Genomic DNA, 19348 nt, shown 5'->3' with positions numbered 1-19348 from the left:
AAGATAAGCTATTTTTGTCCATCATTCACCAAAAAATGCACAATACGGCACGCCGTACCTTTACTTTTTGGATTCCTTGACTCGCTCATTTTCAGATAAAGCGTATGTTTTTTGTTAATTAAGCCCGCAGCAAGCAGTTTATACCAGGGCAGGTGCAGCCCGCTGCTCCATTGGGTGTACAGGTCCATTTTTTGCCAAGGGCCATTGTTAATTTTATAACCGATTTCTCCGGTATCAGGCCCTGACATAACGCTAAGCCCCACAGCATTCCCTGTAAACTCAAAAGTTAATAACGCCCCCGGACTAGTTGCCTCTAACACAGGTACATGCACAAATCCATCTCTGGACCCGGCGCTGTCAGCCGGTTTCCAGTTTTCTATCAGTTGCCAGCCATTTTGTATGTGGGCTTCTTTTACCGAAACATACCTGCCTTTATCGAGGCTGATGCCTTCTAAGGCTTGGGGCAAATGCGTAGTTTTTTTTAAGCCCGGCTTTGCGGTCTGGTAGCTTTTGTAGGCCGAATCAAGCAAATACCGGATGGTCTGGTAATAAAGCTCCTGCCCGAATGGCGAAGGGTGCAGGTCTTTAAAGTCATTCTCCCAGCTAAATTCTTTGGCCTGAAGCCTGTCTGCCACTTCTTTGGCCAGGTTAATAGACGGCAGCTTGTAATGTGCTGCCACCAATTCCTGATTTTGTACTTCAAGCGGCACTTTGCCTTGGGCATAATCGGCTGTTTTGTCGGGGTCTGCAAATGCCATCATCACAATATCAACGGCCGGATTCGCTTTTTTTGCATGGCGCACTATTCCTTCCAGCGCCCAAATCTGCATCAGGCTGTCGGTTTCGTTGGTATGGTCGTTTACGGCTGCTTCTACAAAAAGCAGGTCGGGAATGCCTTTATTTAGCACATCCTGTTCGAATCTGAAAGCATGCGGCAAACTCCCCAGCGACGGTATCCCGGCATTGATAAACGTAAAGTCTTTCTGCGGAAATTGCTCTTTCAGGTAACTGCTGGTTTTGTCTCGCCAGCCTTTATTGTAAGTAATAGAGCCACCCAGGTAAGCCACCGTTATATTTTGTTTTTGCGCAACAGCCCGGTAAAAATTGTTTAAACCGCCACGGGCCTGCACATAGGCATACTTCGGCAACTGCCCCGCACCGGGTTTCTGCATACAGGCAGATGAACCAATGAACCAGATAACAATACCTAAACAGATGGGCAAACGCATAATAATCAACTGATATAGTTTTAATGGACACGGGTTGATATCTTGGCTTCGTCGAAATCAAGTTGTAATTCCTGTTTCCTGATTTCTTCGTCGCTATAAGCAAACTCTTTTCTGAGGCTGTACAGTTCTCTTCGCTGGGTGCTGTATAAATCTTTCAGAACCTGGTTATACTGCTCAATTTCTTTAACCTGGCAGGCCTGGCATTCCAGCGAGTTAAGCCGCTGATTAGTTACGGAGATATCGTTTTCTATTTCGTTTCTTAGAAAACTCAACAATTCATTGTTTTCCAGTTCGCTGGCATATTTTTCGTTCAGTTGTTTCAGCGCAGCGTTCATAATTCGCAGTTTAATTCCTGCCTCCTGTTCTACTTCAGGCGCGGCATGGTCAACCTCTTTTACATCCAGCCATTTCACAATTAATGGCAGGGTTAAACCCTGAAAAACCAGTGTAACCAGAATAACGGTAAAAGTAATGAACAGAATCAGATTTCGGTGTGGAAATGCCTCGCCGTTATTCAGATACAAAGGTACCGACAGCGCCGATGCAAGAGATATTACCCCCCGCATACCTGCCCAGCCAATAACAAACGGATTTTTGAGACCCGGATTGGGTTCATTTTCTCGGATACTCCTGAACAACCAGCGGGGTATAAACGCAGCCGGGTAAATCCAGATAAGGCGTATAAGTATGGTAATGGCACTAATAATGAGGCCGTATTTAACGGCTTCGGCAATTGAGTAACCGTTAAGTCCTTTAATGATGGTTGGCAGTTCAAGGCCTATCAGTATAAATACCAGCCCGTTCAGTACAAAAATAAGCGTAGACCAAACCCCGGTTGTCTGCAAGCGAGTTGAACCATGAGTTAGTATCTCATGCGAGCGATACGACAAAAACAAACCGCCGCTCACCACCGCCATCACACCCGAAAAATGAAACTGCTCGGCTACTATATACATAAAGTAGGGGGTAAGCAATGTTAGGGCGGCATCTATACTGGGGGTGGTAGGTAAAAAACGGTGTATAACGTATGCCACATGGGCTATGGCCAGACCAACCACAATGCCCATGCCAGCCACTACAAAAAAGCTGCCAACGGCTTGTTGTAAAGAAAACTGCCCGGTAAGAAGCGCTGCCAGCGCAAAGCGGAATACTATTAAGCTCGATGCATCATTAATCAGGCTTTCTCCTTCCAGAATGGTAATCACTCTTTTGGGCATTTTGATACCCTTCAATACCGACGATGCCGCAACGGCATCAGGCGGAGATATAATGCCCCCCAGCAAAAAGCCCATAGCCAGTGTAAAACCGGGAATCATGGCCTGTGAAGCATACGCCACTATGGTAGAGGTAAACAAAACCAGCCCGAATGCCAGCAGACCAATGGGGCGTTTCCATTTCCAGAAGTCGTTCCAGGATGTGTACCAGGCCGCTTCATAAAGCAACGGCGGTAGAAAAATAAGAAAGATGAGTTCTGGGTTCACCTCTATCTGTGGGATATTCGGAACAAAGCTGATGAACAAACCCGCCAGCACCAGAAAAATTGGCGCTGATATTCTGAACTTCTGCCCTAACATGACCAGCATGAAAACGACAAACAATAGCGATAAAACTAAAAGTAAATTGTAGTGCATTTTTGTAAAGGTATTAATTAGGCAACACAGATAGGCAGAGAAAGGTTTATCTACAGTTGTATATAATCTGATTTTTGCAGGATGTTCATCTTCCTGAAAGAAACAAATATAATAAAATGCAGTCAAAAAAATACTGGTTAATCGGGATGCGTATCAGACCATAAATAGGTCGCTGGCTATTCTGTCGGCAAAGAGTTTGCCTGCTTTGGTAAGTGTAAGGGTTTCATTATCAATTGTTAGCATCTGTTGGGTCAGATACTTGTCTAACGTATGCCGGTTGGCTTGCTGCCAGTTATTGCCCGCCAGTTTATTGATTTCTGCAATTGTGCAGCCCCATTTGGTACGCAGGCCGGTAAGCAGGTAGTCGTTCAGTTGGTCTGCTTTGCTAAGCAATTCATATTCGGCAGGTACGGTGCCTGTCTGAATGGCCCGCAGGTAAGCAGCATTATTGGCTATGTTATATTGCCTTGAAACACCATTGTACGAATGAGCCGACGGCCCTACACCCAGATACTCATGCCGTTGCCAGTACGATGAATTATGGCGCGAGTACCGGCCGTTGCGGCAAAAATTTGATATTTCATATTGCTCATATCCGGCTGTTTCAAGGGTATCAACCAGAATCCTGAACTGCTCAGAGGCAAAGTCTTCATTAATGGGCGGTATCTTATTGAGCTTCAGCCATTTTCCAAAAACGGTTTTTTCTTCAATAGTAAGGCAGTAAGATGATATATGCGGTACGTTGAGGGCAAGGGCCTTCTCTAAATCATTCAACCAAATCGCATGGCTCTCGCTGGGTATGGCATAAATCAGGTCGATGGTGATGTTCTCAAAACCCATGTCCTGTGCCAGTTTTACCGAGTTTTCGGCTTCTAAGGCATTGTGTATGCGGTTGAGTTTCAGCAGATGGTCGGGGTTAAAAGACTGAATACCAATACTGAGGCGGTTAAAACCTAAAGACTCTAAGTTTTTAAGCAGGGGCTGACTGATGTCGTCCGGATTAGCCTCCAGCGTAATTTCGGCATCATCAGCAATTGTATAATACTTTTTAATTGTATCAAAAATATTTCCCAATTCCGGCGGACTCAGTAATGAGGGTGTGCCACCTCCAAAATAGATGGTTTCAAGGTGTTTTTGGCTCAAATACCCTGCCTGTAGTTCAATTTCTTTACAAATGGCAGCAGCCATTTCAGCTTTCATGTTAAGATTAGTACTGAAATGGAAGTCGCAGTAATGGCAGGCCTTACGGCAAAATGGTATATGAATATATAAGTGCAATGCTTAAATGAAAATCGGGCGGTCTCATCAACCGCCCGAGTAATTATTTTGTCCCTACAAAAAAGAAATCTATACATTTTTCTGGTTCGTCAGACAGGTAGTGGTCATCCCATCTGATTTCGGCGGCAAGCCCACCCGTTTCGCTCATCAGTTTATTTCTGTTGAACCGATTCAGCACCTCATAAGGTATCCTGAGCACCCAAGCCGGCAGGCGATGCTGCAAGTCAAAAATATCAAACCGCATAATTTTGTTTACCGAGCGTTTGTTCTCTTCGTAGTAGTCCCATACTTTCTGGTTGCCACCCACACCAAAGGTTTCAACCTTAGAGAAATACTTCTGCATCAGGCCTCTCAACTCGGCTGTATCATATTCTCTGATGTGCCACGGGTTCCGGCTCAGGCTATAAGGGCGGTTTACGGTGGTCAATAAAATCTTACCACCGGGTTTAAGCACCCGGGCGGCTTCGGCTAAAAACTGGTGGTCGTCTTGTATATGTTCAATTACCTGAAAGGTAACAACAAAATCGAAAGTACTATCTTTAAAAGCGCTCAGGTGGGGTAAATCTGCTGTTCTGAATGTATGGCGCGGGTGTGCGGCCTGCAACTGCTCAATCAAAGGTTCGTTCTTATCAAGCCCTGTGTAGTGGTCGCATTTTTCAATCAGGGTTTCTACACCACGGCCCCAGCCGCAGCCGAGTTCCAGCACATTGCCATGAATTATTTTGGCTGCTTCAGTATACGGAAAATATAATCTTTGATGAACAGGGTTATCTGAAGGTATCTCTGCACTCGTAATTTCTGTTGTTGCGTATTTGCTCATAGACGCGCTCGGTATCTTTTATCCGGCTTTCAATCAGTTTTAGGCCGGTTGCTGAATCTGGTTTATGGTGTGCTGTTGGCATCACCGCTACAAAGTTACATCAAAATTATGCCTTTCTGAAATCATAGGCCGGCTTTATCAAATTTTAGGGTATTAATAAACGTTAAATAGAGGTCTAAACCTTTCATTCAGAATGAAAATACCCTTGCTGTTGATCATAACCATCTGTTTAGTACAACATGCGCGGGCGCAGCTGGCCTGCAAAACTAATTATGGGCTGTCGCCATTACTTATCAATAAAAAGATGCTGAAACCACAAGGAAGGTTCGGTTTGCCTGAACGCCTGCCCGATACGCTGTTTTTGAAAAAAAGGCTTTTGTTCTCCAGGTATATTCCAGATAAAAGCGCTTTCCGTTCGCTCAGATTGGCTGATGGCGCAATGGCTGCTTTAAACCCAAATTCAACTAGTTTTAACCTTGAGCAAAGCCGCAACCGCGCCAAGCAACTATTTTATAAAATGAAAATGTGGCGGTATTTTAAATAACAAAAGAGTATCAGGCTAAGCCCGACACTCTTCTGCAATTTTCATTTTCTATTCGTATTCTCCTTCAATCTGCTCAGGCAGGTTGTTGGTTCATCACTTCTGTTTGTTTACGGATTGACTCCATGTGAATCAGCTTGAACAATTCTTCAACCATTTCAGGGTAAAGATTTAGTTTCTTAGCTTGTTCGGCACGGCTGGTGTGAACCTGTTTCCAACGATCCAGCTGAAGCACAGCCACGTTGTTATCTCTTTTGTATTCACCCAGTTTTTCAACCACTGCCATACGGGCTGCCAGTACTTCAAGCAATTCGCGGTCAATGTTGTCAATTTTCTGGCGCAATCTGTCCAGTTCACTTTGGAAATCTTCGCCATAAGAAGCCTTACGAACTTCCAGTTCACGAAGCATTTCACCCAGCGCTTCCGGTGTTAATTGTTGAGAGGCATCAGACCATGCGTCGTCCGGGCTACGGTGCGATTCTATAATCAAGCCATCGTAGTTCAGGTCAAGTGCACGTTGTGCCAGTTCATATAAGTAAGCTCTTTTACCTGCCATGTGGCTAGGGTCGCCGATGATAGGTAACTGAGGGAAAAGCGTTTTTAGTTCAACCGCCAGCTGCCACATAGGCGAGTTACGGTATTTGGTTTCCTGTGCATTAGAAAAACCACGGTGGATAGCCGCCATTTTCTTGATACCCGCACCAGCTATACGCTCAAATGCGCCTACCCAAAGGGCAAGGTCTGGGTTCACAGGGTTTTTAATAAGTACTGGTACATCAACACCTTTCAGGGCATCGGCAAGGTCTTGCACGTTAAACGGGTTAACGGTTGTTCTGGCGCCGATCCAGAGAATATCAATACCATATTTTAAAGCCAATTCGATGTGCTGAGGCGTAGCTACTTCCACTGCAATTGGTAGGCCTGTTTCTTTTTTTACCGCAGCCAACCACGGCAATGCTGCTTCTCCCATACCCTCAAAACTGCCCGGACGCGTACGCGGTTTCCAAACACCCGCACGAATCACGTGCGCATAACCTTCTTTTGCAATACGGGTTACGGTTTCGGTTACTTGCTCTTCTGTCTCGGCACTGCACGGACCGGCAATAATTAAGGGTTTTCCTTTTGTATCTACCCAACTGTTCAGCGGTAGTACATCTAAATTTGCTTTCATTTCTATTCTAAAATTTGTTTTGTCAATTTTTTCAATGCTTCTAAGGTCTGTCAAATCTTTCTACTTAGCCACTGAAGCGGAGCATTGACTACCGGACATATTACCGAATTATTGATATTGTTTCGTTGAATGTCTTTTCTTTGGCGTATATTTGCAAACTATTTACGGGGGTAAGTCTCGGTAAAATGACTTAGTCTCTTTAAATAGTACAATTCTTCATCAAAAACTGAAAAGATTAAAAAGAAACCAATACTTGAAATAATGAAAACGGCTATTCAAAACCGCTCGTTAAATTTCGATGATACTTCTATTGCCTTTGCTCATCAATCAGACAGTAAGCTTCGTAAAACTTATTTGATTTTTGCGTTGATGAATCAAAACTGGGTTGTAAAGATAGGAACTTTTTTTATAAAACTCGCAATAAAATTAGGATTACCTGTAAAATTACTCATTAGAAATACCATTTTTTCTCAGTTTTGTGGGGGCGAAAGTATAGCAGACTGCCAAAAAACCATCAATAGCCTGGCGAAAAGCAAAGTAGGTACAATTCTGGACTACTCGGTAGAGGGCGAAGACAACGAAAATGCCTTTGATGCAACTACCTCAGAGATTCTGAAAACGATAGAAAAAGCCGCTGACCAGCCGCAGCAGATACCGTTCTCGGTTTTTAAGGTATCCGGTATCGGTTCGGTTGACCTTCTTGAAAAAGTACAAGAACACCCCGAAGATTTAACAACAGAAGAAAAGAATGCTTACGAGCGGGTTCAGAACAGAGTAGATAAATTGTGTGGTTACGCTGCCAGCCTTAATGTCAGGATTTTTATAGATGCAGAAGAGTCGTGGATTCAGGACGTGATAGACGAAATGAGCTACCACATGATGCAGAAGTATAATATCGCCGGTAAAACAATAGTTTACAATACCTTTCAGTTGTATAGATGGGAAAGCCTTGAACACCTGGCTGACGCCTGTGCATTGGCCAGAAAAGAAAGTTACAGGGTAGGGGCAAAGCTGGTACGTGGCGCTTATATTGAAAAAGAAAGACGCCGCGCGGCAGAGCTGGAGTACAAAGACCCGATTCACGCTTCAAAAAAAGATACCGACGCCGATTTTAACAGTGCAGTTCATTTTTCTGTTGATAATCTGGATGTATTATCTATTTGTTTGGGTACACACAATGAAGAAAGCTCTTTGTTATGTGCCGATTTAATGACACAGCACAATATATCCAAAAGCGATGAGCGAATCTGGTTTGCACAGTTGCTGGGTATGAGCGACAACATCTCTTACAACCTGGCCAATGCTGGCTACAATGTAGCCAAATATGTGCCTTACGGGCCTGTTGAGGCAGTAATGCCTTACCTCTTTAGAAGAGCTGAAGAAAACACCTCTATTGCGGGCCAGAGCAGCCGTGAGTTTTTGCTCATTAAAAAGGAAAAACAAAGAAGAAGAGGTTGCTAATAAAGCGGGCATCGAATATTTTTAATAACTTTATACGGCCTAAAAACACAACGGGCCAGATTTGCTAATTACGGAAGCAGTTTCAGAGGCTTTTGCGTTAAACTCAATAATAAATGACTACAAGCAGTGAATTGTACGGAGGGAAATCTCCATATAAGTTTTTGTTACTGACAGTGTTTTTGATTATCGCCGACCAGGCAATTAAATTGTGGATGTACTACGATGTTTTGCCTAACCACTATGGCGAAATTGATATCATTCCCGGTTTTTTTAAATTGCACTATGTTGAAAACAAAGGCATGGCCTTTGGCTGGACTTTAGCCGGCGAATACGGCAAACTGATGCTTACGGCTTTCAGGCTCGTAGCAATGGTGGGTATCTGCTGGTATCTGGTTCATCTGGCAAAAAGAAATGCGCATAGTGGTTTGCTTTGGTCTATTGCTGCTGTTTTAGGGGGTGCCATTGGTAATGTAATTGATAGTACTTTTTATGGTGTGTTTTTGGGAAATTCTCCAATAGATTCACCTACTCCCTGGTTTCACGGGCAGGTAATTGATATGTTTTACGCCTATGGCCTTGACGGCGACTACCCCGACTGGATTCCTTTTCTGGGTGGGCAATACAACACAACGCCTATCTTTAACTTTGCCGATGCCTGTATTTTTTGCGGGGTGCTGAGTATCCTTGTTTTTCAGAAGAGTTTCTTTATTCATGAAGAAATGCCCCAGAAACCAGTGGCTGAAAGTACTGAAGAAGCATCAACCGAATCTACTAATCAGCCTGTTGAAGAGCATGCGGCAGAGCCTGTTAATGAAGAAGGTACCATTACTAGCAGCGAAATCGTTAACGAACCCCTGGCAGACATACCGACAGAACAGCCTTCTGCAACAAACACAGATGAGCAGGTAAATGATAAAGTTAATAACTGATTTAAAAATCTGAACCGATATGGCAATTTTTTCAAAGCGTTCTTTTGTGTGGATTATCGTTCTGAGTTTTCTGGGCATTATACTTTTGCCGGGTATGATTCAATCGCCGTCTACCAGACATATCATTCTGGCTGTGTTTGGCTCCATTTGCCTTCTTTTTCAATTAATTAGCATGGCCACCGGCGGCAACAGCGCTGAAAGAAATCCAAAAACAGACAGAATACAGTCAATTGTATTGTTAATCCTTACAATTACTTTATTGGTTGTTAATTTTCTGGTATAAAATTATTGCTTCTTAAAAAGTATAGATATAAAAAAAGGGCCGTAAGGCCCTTTTACATTTATTACTCTTTTGTTGGATACGGAATAATCAGTTTCTCGCCTCGTTCGGCAAAGTTCTTGGTCTTTTTATTGGCTTGCATAATCAGGTTAACAGGCACGTCATACTTTGTCCCTACCACCCTTAAAATATCGCCAGGGCCTACGGTGTGCACCGCTTTTATTCTTACTTTAAGTCTGGTAACGCCTACTTTAATACCATTTTCTTCCACACCCGGATTCATGGCCTTTAAGGTTTCCTTTTTAACATTAAACCTGTTGGCAATTCCAAAGAAAGTTTCACCTTCTCCTACTGTATGTGTGTAGGTTTCACCACCGGTCGGAATACTCACTTTTTTATCTTCTTTCGGTTTCTCTTCTTTTGTCTTCTCTTTTTTTGCATCAGTTTCATCGGCAGGCTTAGATGCTTGCTCTTTATTGCCTACGGTTGGTACTGAAATTTCGGGCAGGGCTTCAGAGGCGGTTTGTTCTTCTGCCTCGGTTTCTTCGTCTGTTGGCTGTACTTTAATAGCATTCGCGACGGTGTCTGCCGGAGCGGCGGTAAGGTCATCGGCAGTTGACGTGTCGTCAGACATATATTTCCAACCGATGTAAAGCAATGCGCAGATGATACTCACTAAAACCAAAAGTACAACCATTGGTAAATTTCGTGAGGCCTCTTTCGGGCGTTCATTTCGTTGTTCGCGGTCTTCGAACTGCATGGTAACAGGAAATTTTAATTATTTATATTAGGAAAACTAGGTTTCTACGCATCAAGTAACACAAAACAGGCTTCTGTTCAGCTAAACTAACAAAATCGGCTTTTACTTAATTGTATAAACTTATATACTTTTTTTAAGTTCTTCATTCATATCATCTACCAGGTCTTTCAGGGCTTCACGGTAGTTTCTCAGTCTTTTTGCCACTTCTTCATCGCTCACACCCAGAATCTGCGCTGCCAGAATACCTGCATTTTTGGCCCCATTAAGGGCCACAGTAGCTACTGGTACACCCGTTGGCATTTGAAGAATAGACAGCACGGAGTCCCAGCCGTCAATAGAATTGCTCGATTTAATAGGAACCCCAATAACAGGTAAGGTTGTACTTGATGCCACCATACCCGGTAAATGCGCCGCGCCACCTGCACCGGCAATGATTATCTTTAAACCACGACGACGAGCCGTAAGGGCGTAATCAAACATTTTTTGTGGTGTACGGTGCGCCGAAACCACCTCTTTCTCGTATGGAATCTCTAATTCGTCTAAAATTTCTGCAACCCCTGCCATAATTTTCCAGTCAGAGAAACTGCCCATAATAATACCTACCATCTTCTACAGTTTAAATTTTTAAATGTAAATCCGACTATCAGTTTTTGGCTACAACTTTGAGTTTTTCTTTTACAAAAATCACTTTTTCTTTTAATTTTTCAAAGTCCTGGTCTACAATAGTAATATGCCCCATTTTTCTGAATGGTTTAGTAAAACGCTTGCCATATAAAAAAGGGTGTATACCCTCTATGGCCAGTACATCGTCCATTCCTTCATAAACCGCTTCTCCGTTATGGCCTTCTTCACCCAGCAGATTCACCATTGCTGCTTTTGAGTGGGCACGTGTGCTACCCAGAGGCAGATTGAGTATGGCTCGCAGATGTTGCTCAAACTGCGATACATCATTAGCCCTGATGGTCTGGTGGCCGCTGTTGTGCGGGCGGGGGGCTACCTCATTTATCAGTATTTCTCCGTCTCTTGTCAGAAACATCTCTACTGCCAGCAAGCCAATTATGCCCAGGGCATTGGCTGTTTGTATAGCAATATCCTGCGCTTTTTTCTCAATTCCGGTGGCAACGTTAGCCGGGCTGAAAAGGTACTCAACCAGATTGGCTTCCGGATGAAAAACCATTTCAACAAGCGGGAAAGTGCTGGTTTCGCCGTTTTCATTGCGGGCAACTATTACGGCCAGTTCTTTCTCAAAGTCAATCATTTTTTCAAGCACACCCGGCTGGTCAAATGCCTTGCCGAGGTCGGCCTCGGTGCGCAATACCTGCACGCCCTTGCCATCATAGCCGCCTTTGCCCAGTTTATGAACAGCAGGCAAAAACGCTGTATGCCCGGCTGTATCAGCCCTGTTTTCTGTCAGAATAAAATCTGCAGTAGGCAGGTTGTTGTCTTTATAAAATTGTTTCTGAACCCGCTTGTCCTGAATAATACGTAGCACAGAAGGCTGCGGAAACACCGCTTTACCCTGTTTTTGAAGGGCTTCAAGCGCTTCAATGCTAACGGCTTCTATCTCTATGGTTAGTATGTCGCAATCCTGCCCGAATGCCATTACGGTATCATAATCGTTCAATGACCCGTTCACAAACTCGTGCGACAGGTACTTACAGGGAGCGTCGCTGTCCGGGTCCAGCGTTTTAATGTTAAAATCAAAATCAATGGCGGCCTGAATAATCATTCTGCCCAGTTGCCCGCCACCAAGAATGCCCAGTTTTTTTCTGTTATCGAATCTCACTAAGTAGCTTTTTTTCGCAAAGATACACTAAGAATACATAGTATGTGCATCCAATTTGCGTATCTTTTTTAACGGTTAAGCCTCTTAATAAAAATGGGGTTAAACAGTAAGGCTGTTACGTCTTTTACTGTTTAACCCCACCTGTTTTATAGAGGCGCAATTATCGCACAGGTTTGGCCATTCTTAGTACCTCAACACCACCGGCATTCAGGCTTAAGGTATTGTTAGCATTTACAGTGTATGAATCTACTTTTTTTAGCGACTCAAGAAATGTTGTTTCACCATCGCCCTGGCAAGCCATTTTGGTCATAGCCATAGACTTGTTAAACGTAATTTTGTTACCATAAGCCACCAGCAGGCCGCTGAAACTATTACAACTGGTATTGCCAGTAAACTTGTTGTCGTTTACATCAAAATTAATTGTTGGTTTTTTATCCGGATACAAACCCGCTACAGATACCCTTGCCCCGGGTATTTCGGCTAGTTCCCACATACCATTCAATTTAAGAGGGGCATTAAGCGCTTCTGAGGTTTGTTTGGGTGTGCTGCCTGTTGGCCGTGCCGGCACACAACCGGCAACAGATAATCCGGACAAGCAAATGGCAATAATCAGGTTTTTCATAGCTTTAAAAGTTTAAATTTTATATTTACTTCTTTGGGACAATTAAATATTTGTGTTTTTGACAAACCCAGCCTGCATTGGTTTAATGCCCGGCTGATTATACCGCTGTTTAAGGATACAACAGGTATTTCAGGCGCATGGTTTTGTATTGGCTCAGGCCGGGTTCCCAGCTTTTGCGTATTTCTTCTTCGGGTACGCCTGCAATTATCTGTTTTTTCAGGTTTTCGGTTCCGGCCAGTTTATCAAAGCTGTTCATTTGTTTGCTTTGGCTCATATCAAAAAACTTTTCTTTGTGGGGGTAGGCATTATATAATTCTATCAGCCAATGCAGATTCAGGCGTTTAGATTTTCTCAATTCATTGACATCATAGTTTCGCAGGTCAAGGCCGTAACATTCTTCGTTCTGGTGCAATGGGGTTTCGCTCATACCCGGAATACTGACCGGACGAAAGTGAAACTCATATTTGCCTTTTAAAGCAGGTGCGCCCAAAACCGTAAATGGCATGTAGGTGCCACGTCCCTGGCTCAGAATGGTGCCCTCAAACAAACAAATACTTGGGTATAAAAGTATTGACTGCTGAGTATTTAAATTCGGTGACGGAAACACCGGTAGCTGGTAGGGCATATCATGGTTGTAATTGGCCACTTTAATTATTTTCAGGCGGCATTGCAGTTTATTGGGCAGCCAGCCTTCGCCGTTTACCATTTGAGCAAATTCGCCCATGGTCATGCCATGTGTAATGGGTATTTTGTGCATACCAATGCCCGAATGCAGGTGGTCTTCAAGCATGGGGCCGTCAATACAATAGCCGTTCGGGTTGGGTCTGTCTAATATCACCAGCACCTTGCCGTTTTCGGCGCAAGACTCCATTACATGCGTAAGTGTATTAATATAAGTATAAAAACGTGCGCCAACATCCTGTATATCAAATACCATTACATCTACGTCAGCCAGATGTTCCCTGGTTGGTTTTTTATATTTGCCATACAGCGAAATAATGGGTATGCCTGTTTTTTCATCTACATTGTCGGCAACTTTGGCGCCATTGCTGGCATTGCCTCTGAAACCATGCTCAGGCCCGAAAATCCTGGTTATTTTTATGCCCAGGGCCATCAGGGTATCGACACTGGGTTTTTTACCCACAATTGAAGTCTGGTTAATAACCATGCCTACTCTTTTACCTTTCAGATACGGCACGTAGGCCTTTAGCTGGTCGGCGCCTGTAATAATTTCTTTAGGTTTAGCAGTTAAAGTTACCGGCTGGCTTTCAGAAGCACGCTCATGCCAGGGTATCAGACTAACCAGTGTAATAACAGGTATAAATAAAAGAAGAATGGATTTTCTCATGGGTTGAATATCGGTAAACAGTGCTGTTTTGATGGATAATTTATTTGCGAATAAACGAAAATGAAATGAATTTTATGAGAAAATACATCAGAAATTTACATATTTCCGGTAAACCAAAAAGAGGCAGCCGAACTGCTTCGTGCTGCCTCTTTGTATCGGTAAACATTTGTTATTCTTTAATTTCAAACTCAGAGTCTTTCAGGCCCTTGTTTATTTTTACTGATTGAACCTCCGTAACAATCTCGCCCATCTGGCCTGCAGTTCTTTTGGTTACAGCCGGAATCAGAAACTCGGTTCCTTTAAACTTTTTGTAGTTTTCGTAAGTAACCGTACTTTCAAATTTGCCTCTGGGGGTTTCGTTGGTCGAGAAAGTTTTTACTTTCAGGCCAGACGCCACATCAAAATAATCGGTCCATTTTCTTCCGTCCTGTGTTGATACCTCCACTTTGTAGGCATCTTTATCGCCTACTTTTTCGGTGCCTTGCACCGTAGCCGTTATGCCTAGTTCTTTATACATCAATTCAAAAAACGGGTTAGACCGCATAGCTTGTATTTTGGCTGCCGGCCCTTCCGGTTGCGGGCGGGCTCCGCCGTTTCCGCCATTGCCGCCGCCTGCGTTTCCTCCGGCGCCGTTACCACCGCCAAAGCCGCCACGACCGCCGAAACCACCACTGCTTTTAAAATTTTTGCCATCAAATACGGTTGTCATGCCTGCATTTCCGTTGAAATACATACTTGATGAATACTTGTCCGGAAATTTGTATTTCACTTCCGTTTCTGACGTTCCCCTTTGCGTTTCACTGGTGCTGTTAATGGTTATGTCCTGAACTTTAGCAATGGCATCTTTACCGCCAATGGCTGCAATGTATTTGTCCAGAATGGCGTCGGCTGTTGGTGTACTTTGTGCAAAAGAACTCATAGCCACGAATGAAAAAAGGCTTACAAATAATCTTTTCATTTTTGTATGATATGTTTTTTCAAATGATTTAAGTTTAGACAAACAATTAACCCAAAAGTAAAGTTTTTCTATCAACATGTAGATTAATAAAAACATAGCGAAGATAAAACCTCATTAAATGGAGATAAAGCAAAGATTGAGTATATTTTGGTTAAGGAGAGATTTACGGCTGAATGACAACGCCGCCCTTTATTATGCTCTAAAAAGCGAGCATCCGGTACTACCACTTTTTATTTTTGATACCGCGATTCTCGACAAATTACCCAACAAAAAAGATGCGCGGGTTCATTTTATTTACAAGACACTTGTCAGCCTGCACGGGCAGTTAAATTTGCTGGGGTCGGGCTTGCTGGTTAAGCACGGAAACCCCATAGATGTGTGGCAAAAACTAATGCAGGAATACGATATTGCCGAGGTATATACCAACCACGACTACGAAAAGTATGCTATAAACCGGGATGAGCATGTGCGCGGCTTGCTCAACTCTGATGGCATTGGGTTTTACACCTTTAAAGACCAGGTAATTTTTGAAAAAAACGAAGTGCTAACTGGCACCGGCCAACCTTATACGGTTTTTACGCCTTACAGCAAAAAGTGGAAAGAGAAACTGAACGATTTTTACCTGAAAAGTTATCCGACAGAAAAATACTTCAACAGGTTTTACCAGATTAATAGTCTGAATATGCCGACTTTGAACGACATTGGTTTTGAAGAATCAGGGGCTGAGTTTCCGCCTCCGGTTGTGGCTGACTCTCTGGTTGAAAAATATGGTGAATTGCGGAATTTTCCGGCCTTACCGGCTACCAGTCGCCTGAGCATTCATTTAAGGTTTGGTACGGTTAGTATCAGAGAACTGGTTCGGAAAGCCATACCTCTAAGCTCTACCTGGTTGAACGAACTGATATGGCGAGAGTTTTATATGAACATACTTTTTCATTTTCCGCACGTAAGCGACGGGCAGGCATTTAGAAAAGAGTATGACGGCATAGAATGGCGGAACAATGAAGAAGAGTTTAAACGGTGGTGCCAGGGCAAAACCGGCTACCCGATAGTAGATGCAGGCATGAGAGAGCTGAACGCTACCGGTTTTATGCATAACAGGGTAAGAATGATAACGGCCAGTTTTTTAATTAAACACCTGCTGATTGACTGGCGTTGGGGCGAAGCCTATTTTGCTGAAAAACTGCTGGACTTTGATTTTGCCGCCAACAATGGCGGTTGGCAATGGGCAGCAGGCAGCGGCTGCGATGCGGCTCCGTATTTCAGGGTATTTAGTCCGACGGCACAGACAGAAAAATTTGATGCAGATCTGAAATATATCAAAAAATGGGTGCCTGAACTCAACTCTTTCAGTTATCCTAAACCAATGGTTGACCACGCTTTTGCCCGTGACCGCGCCCTGAGTACCTATAAGGCTGCACTGGGAGACAAAATGCCCAAGGAGTAATCTTGGTTTTGTTATATTTTTGTTCAGAGTTGCTCAAAAATAAATAATAAGCCATTGATAATTTTTTAGCAGGAAAATCCGATAGTTAGTTGTTATTTTGTATTTTCTTCAATTGTTTTCCTGTTTTACCAAAACCAGGCTACCCCATGAGCCTGATAACCCATGGCATTTTTAGAGAAATCGGCTCAATATGTATTTGACAGGCATTCTTTGGCTCAGCTGAAAAATGTCTGTATTATATTGCCTAACAGGCGGTCGGTTTTTTTCTTTAAGCGCTTTTTGGGTAAACTATCTGATGTTCCGTTTCTTTCGCCTGAAGTTTGTGCCATTGATGACTTTGTGGCTGAAATGTCCGGCTTCAAAACCATTGATTCGGTAGGACTACTTTTTGAACTTTACGAAACATTCAGAAAATATGAAGCACAGGTAGATTTCGACAGGTTTATTTCGTGGGCGCCTACGCTGCTGCGGGATTTTGACACCATAGACCAGTATTTTATCGGCGACCCAAAAGCTTTATTTGATTACATCAGTGAAGCAAAGACCCTGGAGCGCTGGAATGTAGATATGGTAAAAATAAACAAACCTTTTGTTGAAACTACCGGAAATCTTGATAAATACTTTAAACTTTTTGAGAATATATACCAGGTATATGTAGACCTGCAAACCGAGCTGCGGGTGAAGGGTTATACCTACCGGGGCATGTCTTACAGGTTGCTGGCAGAAGAAGTAGAGACACTGCTGATTGAGAACAAAAACTTTGAAAAATACTATTTTGTTGGCTTTAATGCTTTTAGCAGATCTGAAGAAATAGTTATTGAAAAGCTGGTGAAGGCCGGAAAAGCAGAGATGTTATGGGATACCGATGAGTTTTTCATGAACCCATTGTATAATCAGAAAGCCGGAGGCACGCTTAGAAAATATAAATCGAAGGGTACTTTTGGTAAATGGAACTGGCAGACCAACCACCTGCTGGCAGAAGAGAAAAATATCAGAATAATAGGTGTTGAAAATGCCACATTGCAGGCAAAAGTAGCAGGCGCCATTTATGCCGACAGCCTGTTGGTTAATCCGGGCGTACCTACGGCCATTGTTCTGTGCGACGAAAACCTGCTTTCGCCATTAATTTATTCGCTCGATAATCTGGTTACAGACTTCAACATAACCATGGGTTTGTCGCTCAGGGGATCCATGCTCTTTACGCTTATCGACTCAGTTTTTGAGCTGCAACAAAATATTGTTGAGTTTAAAACCAAAAGCGGCGAGACCATCCGGATACCCAAGTATAGCCACAGGCATGTATTTAAGGTGCTGAATCACCCTTTTTGTCGTAAGTATGAGCAGATTAATTATTCAGATGCCAGCACAGAAGGTAAAGCGAATGTTTTTTCAGAAACGCAGACAGAAATAGTAAGGGGGAATCTGGTGTATCTGAGCGAGGAAGAAATGCTTGCATTCGGTAAAGGCGACAGGCTCTTTGAGGCCCTGTTTTCTCGCTGGGGTAACGACCCCAGAAAAGCGTTGAAAGCATTTTATGATTTAATTGACGAGCTGCGCGGAGTGTATCATGAATCGAACGACGCCATTGAAATTGAATACCTGTATTTGTTTCTTACGATACTGAACCGTCTTGAAAAAATCCTATTTAATAACAGGCTGTTGAACCTGAAAAGTTTCAGACATTTTTTGTATGAACTCATCAGGCAGGAAAAAATTCCGTTCAGTGGCGAGCCCGTGGCCGACCTCCAGATAATGGGTATGCTGGAGACCCGCTGCCTTGATTTCGACAGGGTAATATTTCTTTCTGTTAACGAGGGTGTGTTGCCTTCGGCCAGGCATCTCAATTCGTTAATCCCTTTTGATGCCTCGCTTGAGTTTGGGCTGCCGTTGCAGTCAGACCAGAACGCAATAATGGCTTATCATTTTTTCAGGCTTTTGCAACGTGCCAAAGATATAGACCTGCTGTATGTAATACCCACAGGCGAAGGGCTTGGTGGCGGAGCCACAGAAAAAAGCAGGTTTATTTTACAGATTGAAAACGAACTAGCCAGGCACAATAAGCAAATAAAAATTACGTATCCTAAAATTGTCTACAATAAAACTATTGATAATGAGGTAGTTAATAAGGTTGTAGTGCAAAAGAATAAAGACATACTGGCTTCGGTAAGCAGTCTGCTGGCTGATGGTGGAATATACCCTACTAACCTTAATGAGTACCTGCACTGTACCTTAAAGTTTTACTTCAATAAAATTGCCGGTATATCTAAGCGCGAAGAAGTAGACGAGAATTTCGGCGCTGATATTTTTGGTACCTGGCTGCATAATACCCTCGAAAAAATTGATAACGATTTTGGAACAGAAGTAACGCAGGATGTATTAGATGCCGTGTTAAACCAGATACCTGAGCGCCTCGACACAGCCTATAAAGAAAAATTCGGGGGTTATGTAATTGATTCTGGTATGAACTATTTGTTGAAGCATGTAGCCGAACAATTACTGGCCGACTTCTTTAACCTGCAGAAAGAAACACAGGTTTTTCCGTACAGGATACTTGATACCGAGAAGCAGATTGAGGCTTCTTTTGAAATGCCAAATCTTGAAAATGTACAAAAAGTTAAAATTGCAGGCCGCGTAGATAGAATAGAAAAAGCCGGAAATGTAATAAAAGTGGTTGACTACAAAACCGGAAAAGTAGTAAAAAAAGAGCTTGAAAAAAGCCGAGACCAGATACTTGAAGAAGCACTGATTGACCCCGACAAAGAAAAGCTACGCCAGTTGTGGTTGTATCAGTATCTGATTTTAAAAAATATGGCCACCAATAAAATGTTTACCATAGGTGGCGAAACACTCGAAAACCATGATATAAAAGCAAAGATTTATTCGTTCAGAAATATGAAAGAAAATCTTGAGGTAAATTTGAGTTTTACTGATAACCCCACTATCTTTGGTTTTATTGAAAAAACAGAAGAAATATTAGCCAACATTATAAAAGAAATGCTGAATCCGGATGTTCCATTTGCCCAAACAAATGACCTGCTCGTTTGTGAAAGGTGTGATTTTAAAGGAATATGCGGCCGATGAATTTCA

The 19348-nt window shown here is 43.0% G+C and carries 17 protein-coding genes; 6 read left to right on the top strand and 11 right to left on the bottom strand.

Annotation, left to right across the window (positions count from 1 at the left end; all coding sequences use genetic code 11):
- Nucleotides 1-8: 8 nt before the first annotated feature.
- From MB380_RS11615 to MB380_RS11600, 4 genes are all read right to left on the bottom strand, one after another.
- Entirely contained in the window at nt 9-1229 is a 1221-nt protein-coding gene (locus MB380_RS11615; RefSeq protein ID WP_253522451.1) for an SGNH/GDSL hydrolase family protein, read from the bottom strand.
- A 20-nt stretch (nt 1230-1249) separates the two neighbouring features.
- The gene (locus MB380_RS11610; protein WP_253522449.1) at nt 1250-2860 is read right to left on the bottom strand and encodes a Na+/H+ antiporter; all 1611 of its coding nucleotides are present in this window, start codon (nt 2858-2860) and stop codon (nt 1250-1252) included.
- A 153-nt stretch (nt 2861-3013) separates the two neighbouring features.
- On the bottom strand, nt 3014-4138 hold the full coding sequence (gene hemW, locus MB380_RS11605) for a radical SAM family heme chaperone HemW (RefSeq protein ID WP_253522447.1): 1125 nt from the start codon (nt 4136-4138) through the stop codon (nt 3014-3016).
- 43 nt (nt 4139-4181) lie between these two features.
- A complete protein-coding gene (locus MB380_RS11600) occupies nt 4182-4958 on the bottom strand; it encodes a bifunctional 2-polyprenyl-6-hydroxyphenol methylase/3-demethylubiquinol 3-O-methyltransferase UbiG (RefSeq protein WP_253522445.1) in 777 nt (258 codons plus the stop codon).
- 193 nt (nt 4959-5151) lie between these two features.
- Here MB380_RS11600 and MB380_RS11595 point away from each other — a divergent pair, with 193 nt between their 5' ends.
- Complete coding sequence (locus MB380_RS11595; protein WP_253522442.1) at nt 5152-5502, top strand: hypothetical protein; 351 nt, start codon at nt 5152-5154, stop codon at nt 5500-5502.
- A gap of 73 nt (nt 5503-5575) precedes the next feature.
- On the opposite strand, the gene MB380_RS11590 is transcribed toward MB380_RS11595, so the two are convergent.
- Complete coding sequence (locus MB380_RS11590; RefSeq protein ID WP_101726017.1) at nt 5576-6670, bottom strand: chorismate mutase; 1095 nt, start codon at nt 6668-6670, stop codon at nt 5576-5578.
- 261 nt (nt 6671-6931) lie between these two features.
- Between MB380_RS11590 and MB380_RS11585 the strand changes: the two genes are divergently transcribed.
- The 3 genes from MB380_RS11585 (at nt 6932) to MB380_RS11575 (ending at nt 9343) form a co-directional block, all read left to right on the top strand.
- On the top strand, nt 6932-8131 hold the full coding sequence (locus MB380_RS11585) for a proline dehydrogenase family protein (RefSeq protein ID WP_253522440.1): 1200 nt from the start codon (nt 6932-6934) through the stop codon (nt 8129-8131).
- A 113-nt stretch (nt 8132-8244) separates the two neighbouring features.
- Nucleotides 8245-9060, top strand: coding sequence for a lipoprotein signal peptidase (locus tag MB380_RS11580; RefSeq protein ID WP_253522437.1), 816 nt, complete (start codon nt 8245-8247; stop codon nt 9058-9060).
- A gap of 19 nt (nt 9061-9079) precedes the next feature.
- Nucleotides 9080-9343, top strand: a complete 264-nt coding sequence (locus MB380_RS11575) for a hypothetical protein (protein WP_253522435.1) — start codon at nt 9080-9082, stop codon at nt 9341-9343.
- Between the two features lie 61 nt (nt 9344-9404).
- Here MB380_RS11575 and MB380_RS11570 read toward each other — a convergent pair whose 3' ends face one another.
- The 6 genes from MB380_RS11570 to MB380_RS11545 form a co-directional block, all read right to left on the bottom strand.
- Nucleotides 9405-10100: a LysM peptidoglycan-binding domain-containing protein gene (locus tag MB380_RS11570; RefSeq protein ID WP_253522434.1), complete on the bottom strand. Its 696-nt coding sequence runs from the start codon at nt 10098-10100 to the stop codon at nt 9405-9407.
- Between the two features lie 120 nt (nt 10101-10220).
- Nucleotides 10221-10706, bottom strand: a complete 486-nt coding sequence (gene purE / locus MB380_RS11565; protein WP_101726012.1) for a 5-(carboxyamino)imidazole ribonucleotide mutase — start codon at nt 10704-10706, stop codon at nt 10221-10223.
- A gap of 37 nt (nt 10707-10743) precedes the next feature.
- Nucleotides 10744-11829, bottom strand: a complete 1086-nt coding sequence (locus MB380_RS11560; protein ID WP_409014711.1) for a 5-(carboxyamino)imidazole ribonucleotide synthase — start codon at nt 11827-11829, stop codon at nt 10744-10746.
- Between the two features lie 217 nt (nt 11830-12046).
- Nucleotides 12047-12508, bottom strand: a complete 462-nt coding sequence (locus MB380_RS11555; RefSeq protein WP_253522432.1) for an META domain-containing protein — start codon at nt 12506-12508, stop codon at nt 12047-12049.
- A gap of 109 nt (nt 12509-12617) precedes the next feature.
- On the bottom strand, nt 12618-13856 hold the full coding sequence (locus MB380_RS11550; protein ID WP_253522430.1) for an exo-beta-N-acetylmuramidase NamZ domain-containing protein: 1239 nt from the start codon (nt 13854-13856) through the stop codon (nt 12618-12620).
- 169 nt (nt 13857-14025) lie between these two features.
- Entirely contained in the window at nt 14026-14814 is a 789-nt protein-coding gene (locus MB380_RS11545; RefSeq protein WP_253522428.1) for a hypothetical protein, read from the bottom strand.
- Between the two features lie 118 nt (nt 14815-14932).
- Here MB380_RS11545 and MB380_RS11540 point away from each other — a divergent pair, with 118 nt between their 5' ends.
- The gene (locus MB380_RS11540; protein WP_253522426.1) at nt 14933-16261 is read left to right on the top strand and encodes a deoxyribodipyrimidine photo-lyase; all 1329 of its coding nucleotides are present in this window, start codon (nt 14933-14935) and stop codon (nt 16259-16261) included.
- Between the two features lie 162 nt (nt 16262-16423).
- Nucleotides 16424-19342 carry a PD-(D/E)XK nuclease family protein gene (locus MB380_RS11535; RefSeq protein ID WP_253522424.1) on the top strand — a complete coding sequence of 973 codons (2919 nt, stop codon included), beginning with the start codon at nt 16424-16426 and terminating at the stop codon, nt 19340-19342.
- Nucleotides 19343-19348 lie beyond the last annotated feature (6 nt).

Source organism: Emticicia sp. 21SJ11W-3, from assembly GCF_024138715.1.
Classification (GTDB): Bacteria; Bacteroidota; Bacteroidia; order Cytophagales; family Spirosomataceae; genus Emticicia; species Emticicia fluvialis.
Note: the sequence above shows the minus strand (reverse complement) of the source record. Positions and strands in the feature narration are given on the sequence as shown.

Excerpts from the sequence above, each read along its gene's own strand:
- MB380_RS11600 (WP_253522445.1), bottom strand. The coding sequence starts at position 4,958 with ATGAGCAAATACGCAACAACAGAAATTACGAGTGCAGAGATACCTTCA.
- MB380_RS11590 (WP_101726017.1), bottom strand. The coding sequence starts at position 6,670 with ATGAAAGCAAATTTAGATGTACTACCGCTGAACAGTTGGGTAGATACA.
- MB380_RS11560 (WP_409014711.1), bottom strand. The coding sequence starts at position 11,829 with ATGATTATTCAGGCCGCCATTGATTTTGATTTTAACATTAAAACGCTG.
- MB380_RS11585 (WP_253522440.1), top strand. The coding sequence starts at position 6,932 with ATGAAAACGGCTATTCAAAACCGCTCGTTAAATTTCGATGATACTTCT.
- MB380_RS11575 (WP_253522435.1), top strand. The coding sequence starts at position 9,080 with ATGGCAATTTTTTCAAAGCGTTCTTTTGTGTGGATTATCGTTCTGAGT.
- MB380_RS11570 (WP_253522434.1), bottom strand. The coding sequence starts at position 10,100 with ATGCAGTTCGAAGACCGCGAACAACGAAATGAACGCCCGAAAGAGGCC.
- MB380_RS11540 (WP_253522426.1), top strand. The coding sequence starts at position 14,933 with ATGGAGATAAAGCAAAGATTGAGTATATTTTGGTTAAGGAGAGATTTA.
- MB380_RS11615 (WP_253522451.1), bottom strand. The coding sequence starts at position 1,229 with ATGCGTTTGCCCATCTGTTTAGGTATTGTTATCTGGTTCATTGGTTCA.
- MB380_RS11580 (WP_253522437.1), top strand. The coding sequence starts at position 8,245 with ATGACTACAAGCAGTGAATTGTACGGAGGGAAATCTCCATATAAGTTT.
- MB380_RS11610 (WP_253522449.1), bottom strand. The coding sequence starts at position 2,860 with ATGCACTACAATTTACTTTTAGTTTTATCGCTATTGTTTGTCGTTTTC.
- MB380_RS11545 (WP_253522428.1), bottom strand. The coding sequence starts at position 14,814 with ATGAAAAGATTATTTGTAAGCCTTTTTTCATTCGTGGCTATGAGTTCT.
- MB380_RS11555 (WP_253522432.1), bottom strand. The coding sequence starts at position 12,508 with ATGAAAAACCTGATTATTGCCATTTGCTTGTCCGGATTATCTGTTGCC.
- MB380_RS11595 (WP_253522442.1), top strand. The coding sequence starts at position 5,152 with ATGAAAATACCCTTGCTGTTGATCATAACCATCTGTTTAGTACAACAT.
- purE (WP_101726012.1), bottom strand. The coding sequence starts at position 10,706 with ATGGTAGGTATTATTATGGGCAGTTTCTCTGACTGGAAAATTATGGCA.
- MB380_RS11550 (WP_253522430.1), bottom strand. The coding sequence starts at position 13,856 with ATGAGAAAATCCATTCTTCTTTTATTTATACCTGTTATTACACTGGTT.
- MB380_RS11535 (WP_253522424.1), top strand. The coding sequence starts at position 16,424 with ATGGCATTTTTAGAGAAATCGGCTCAATATGTATTTGACAGGCATTCT.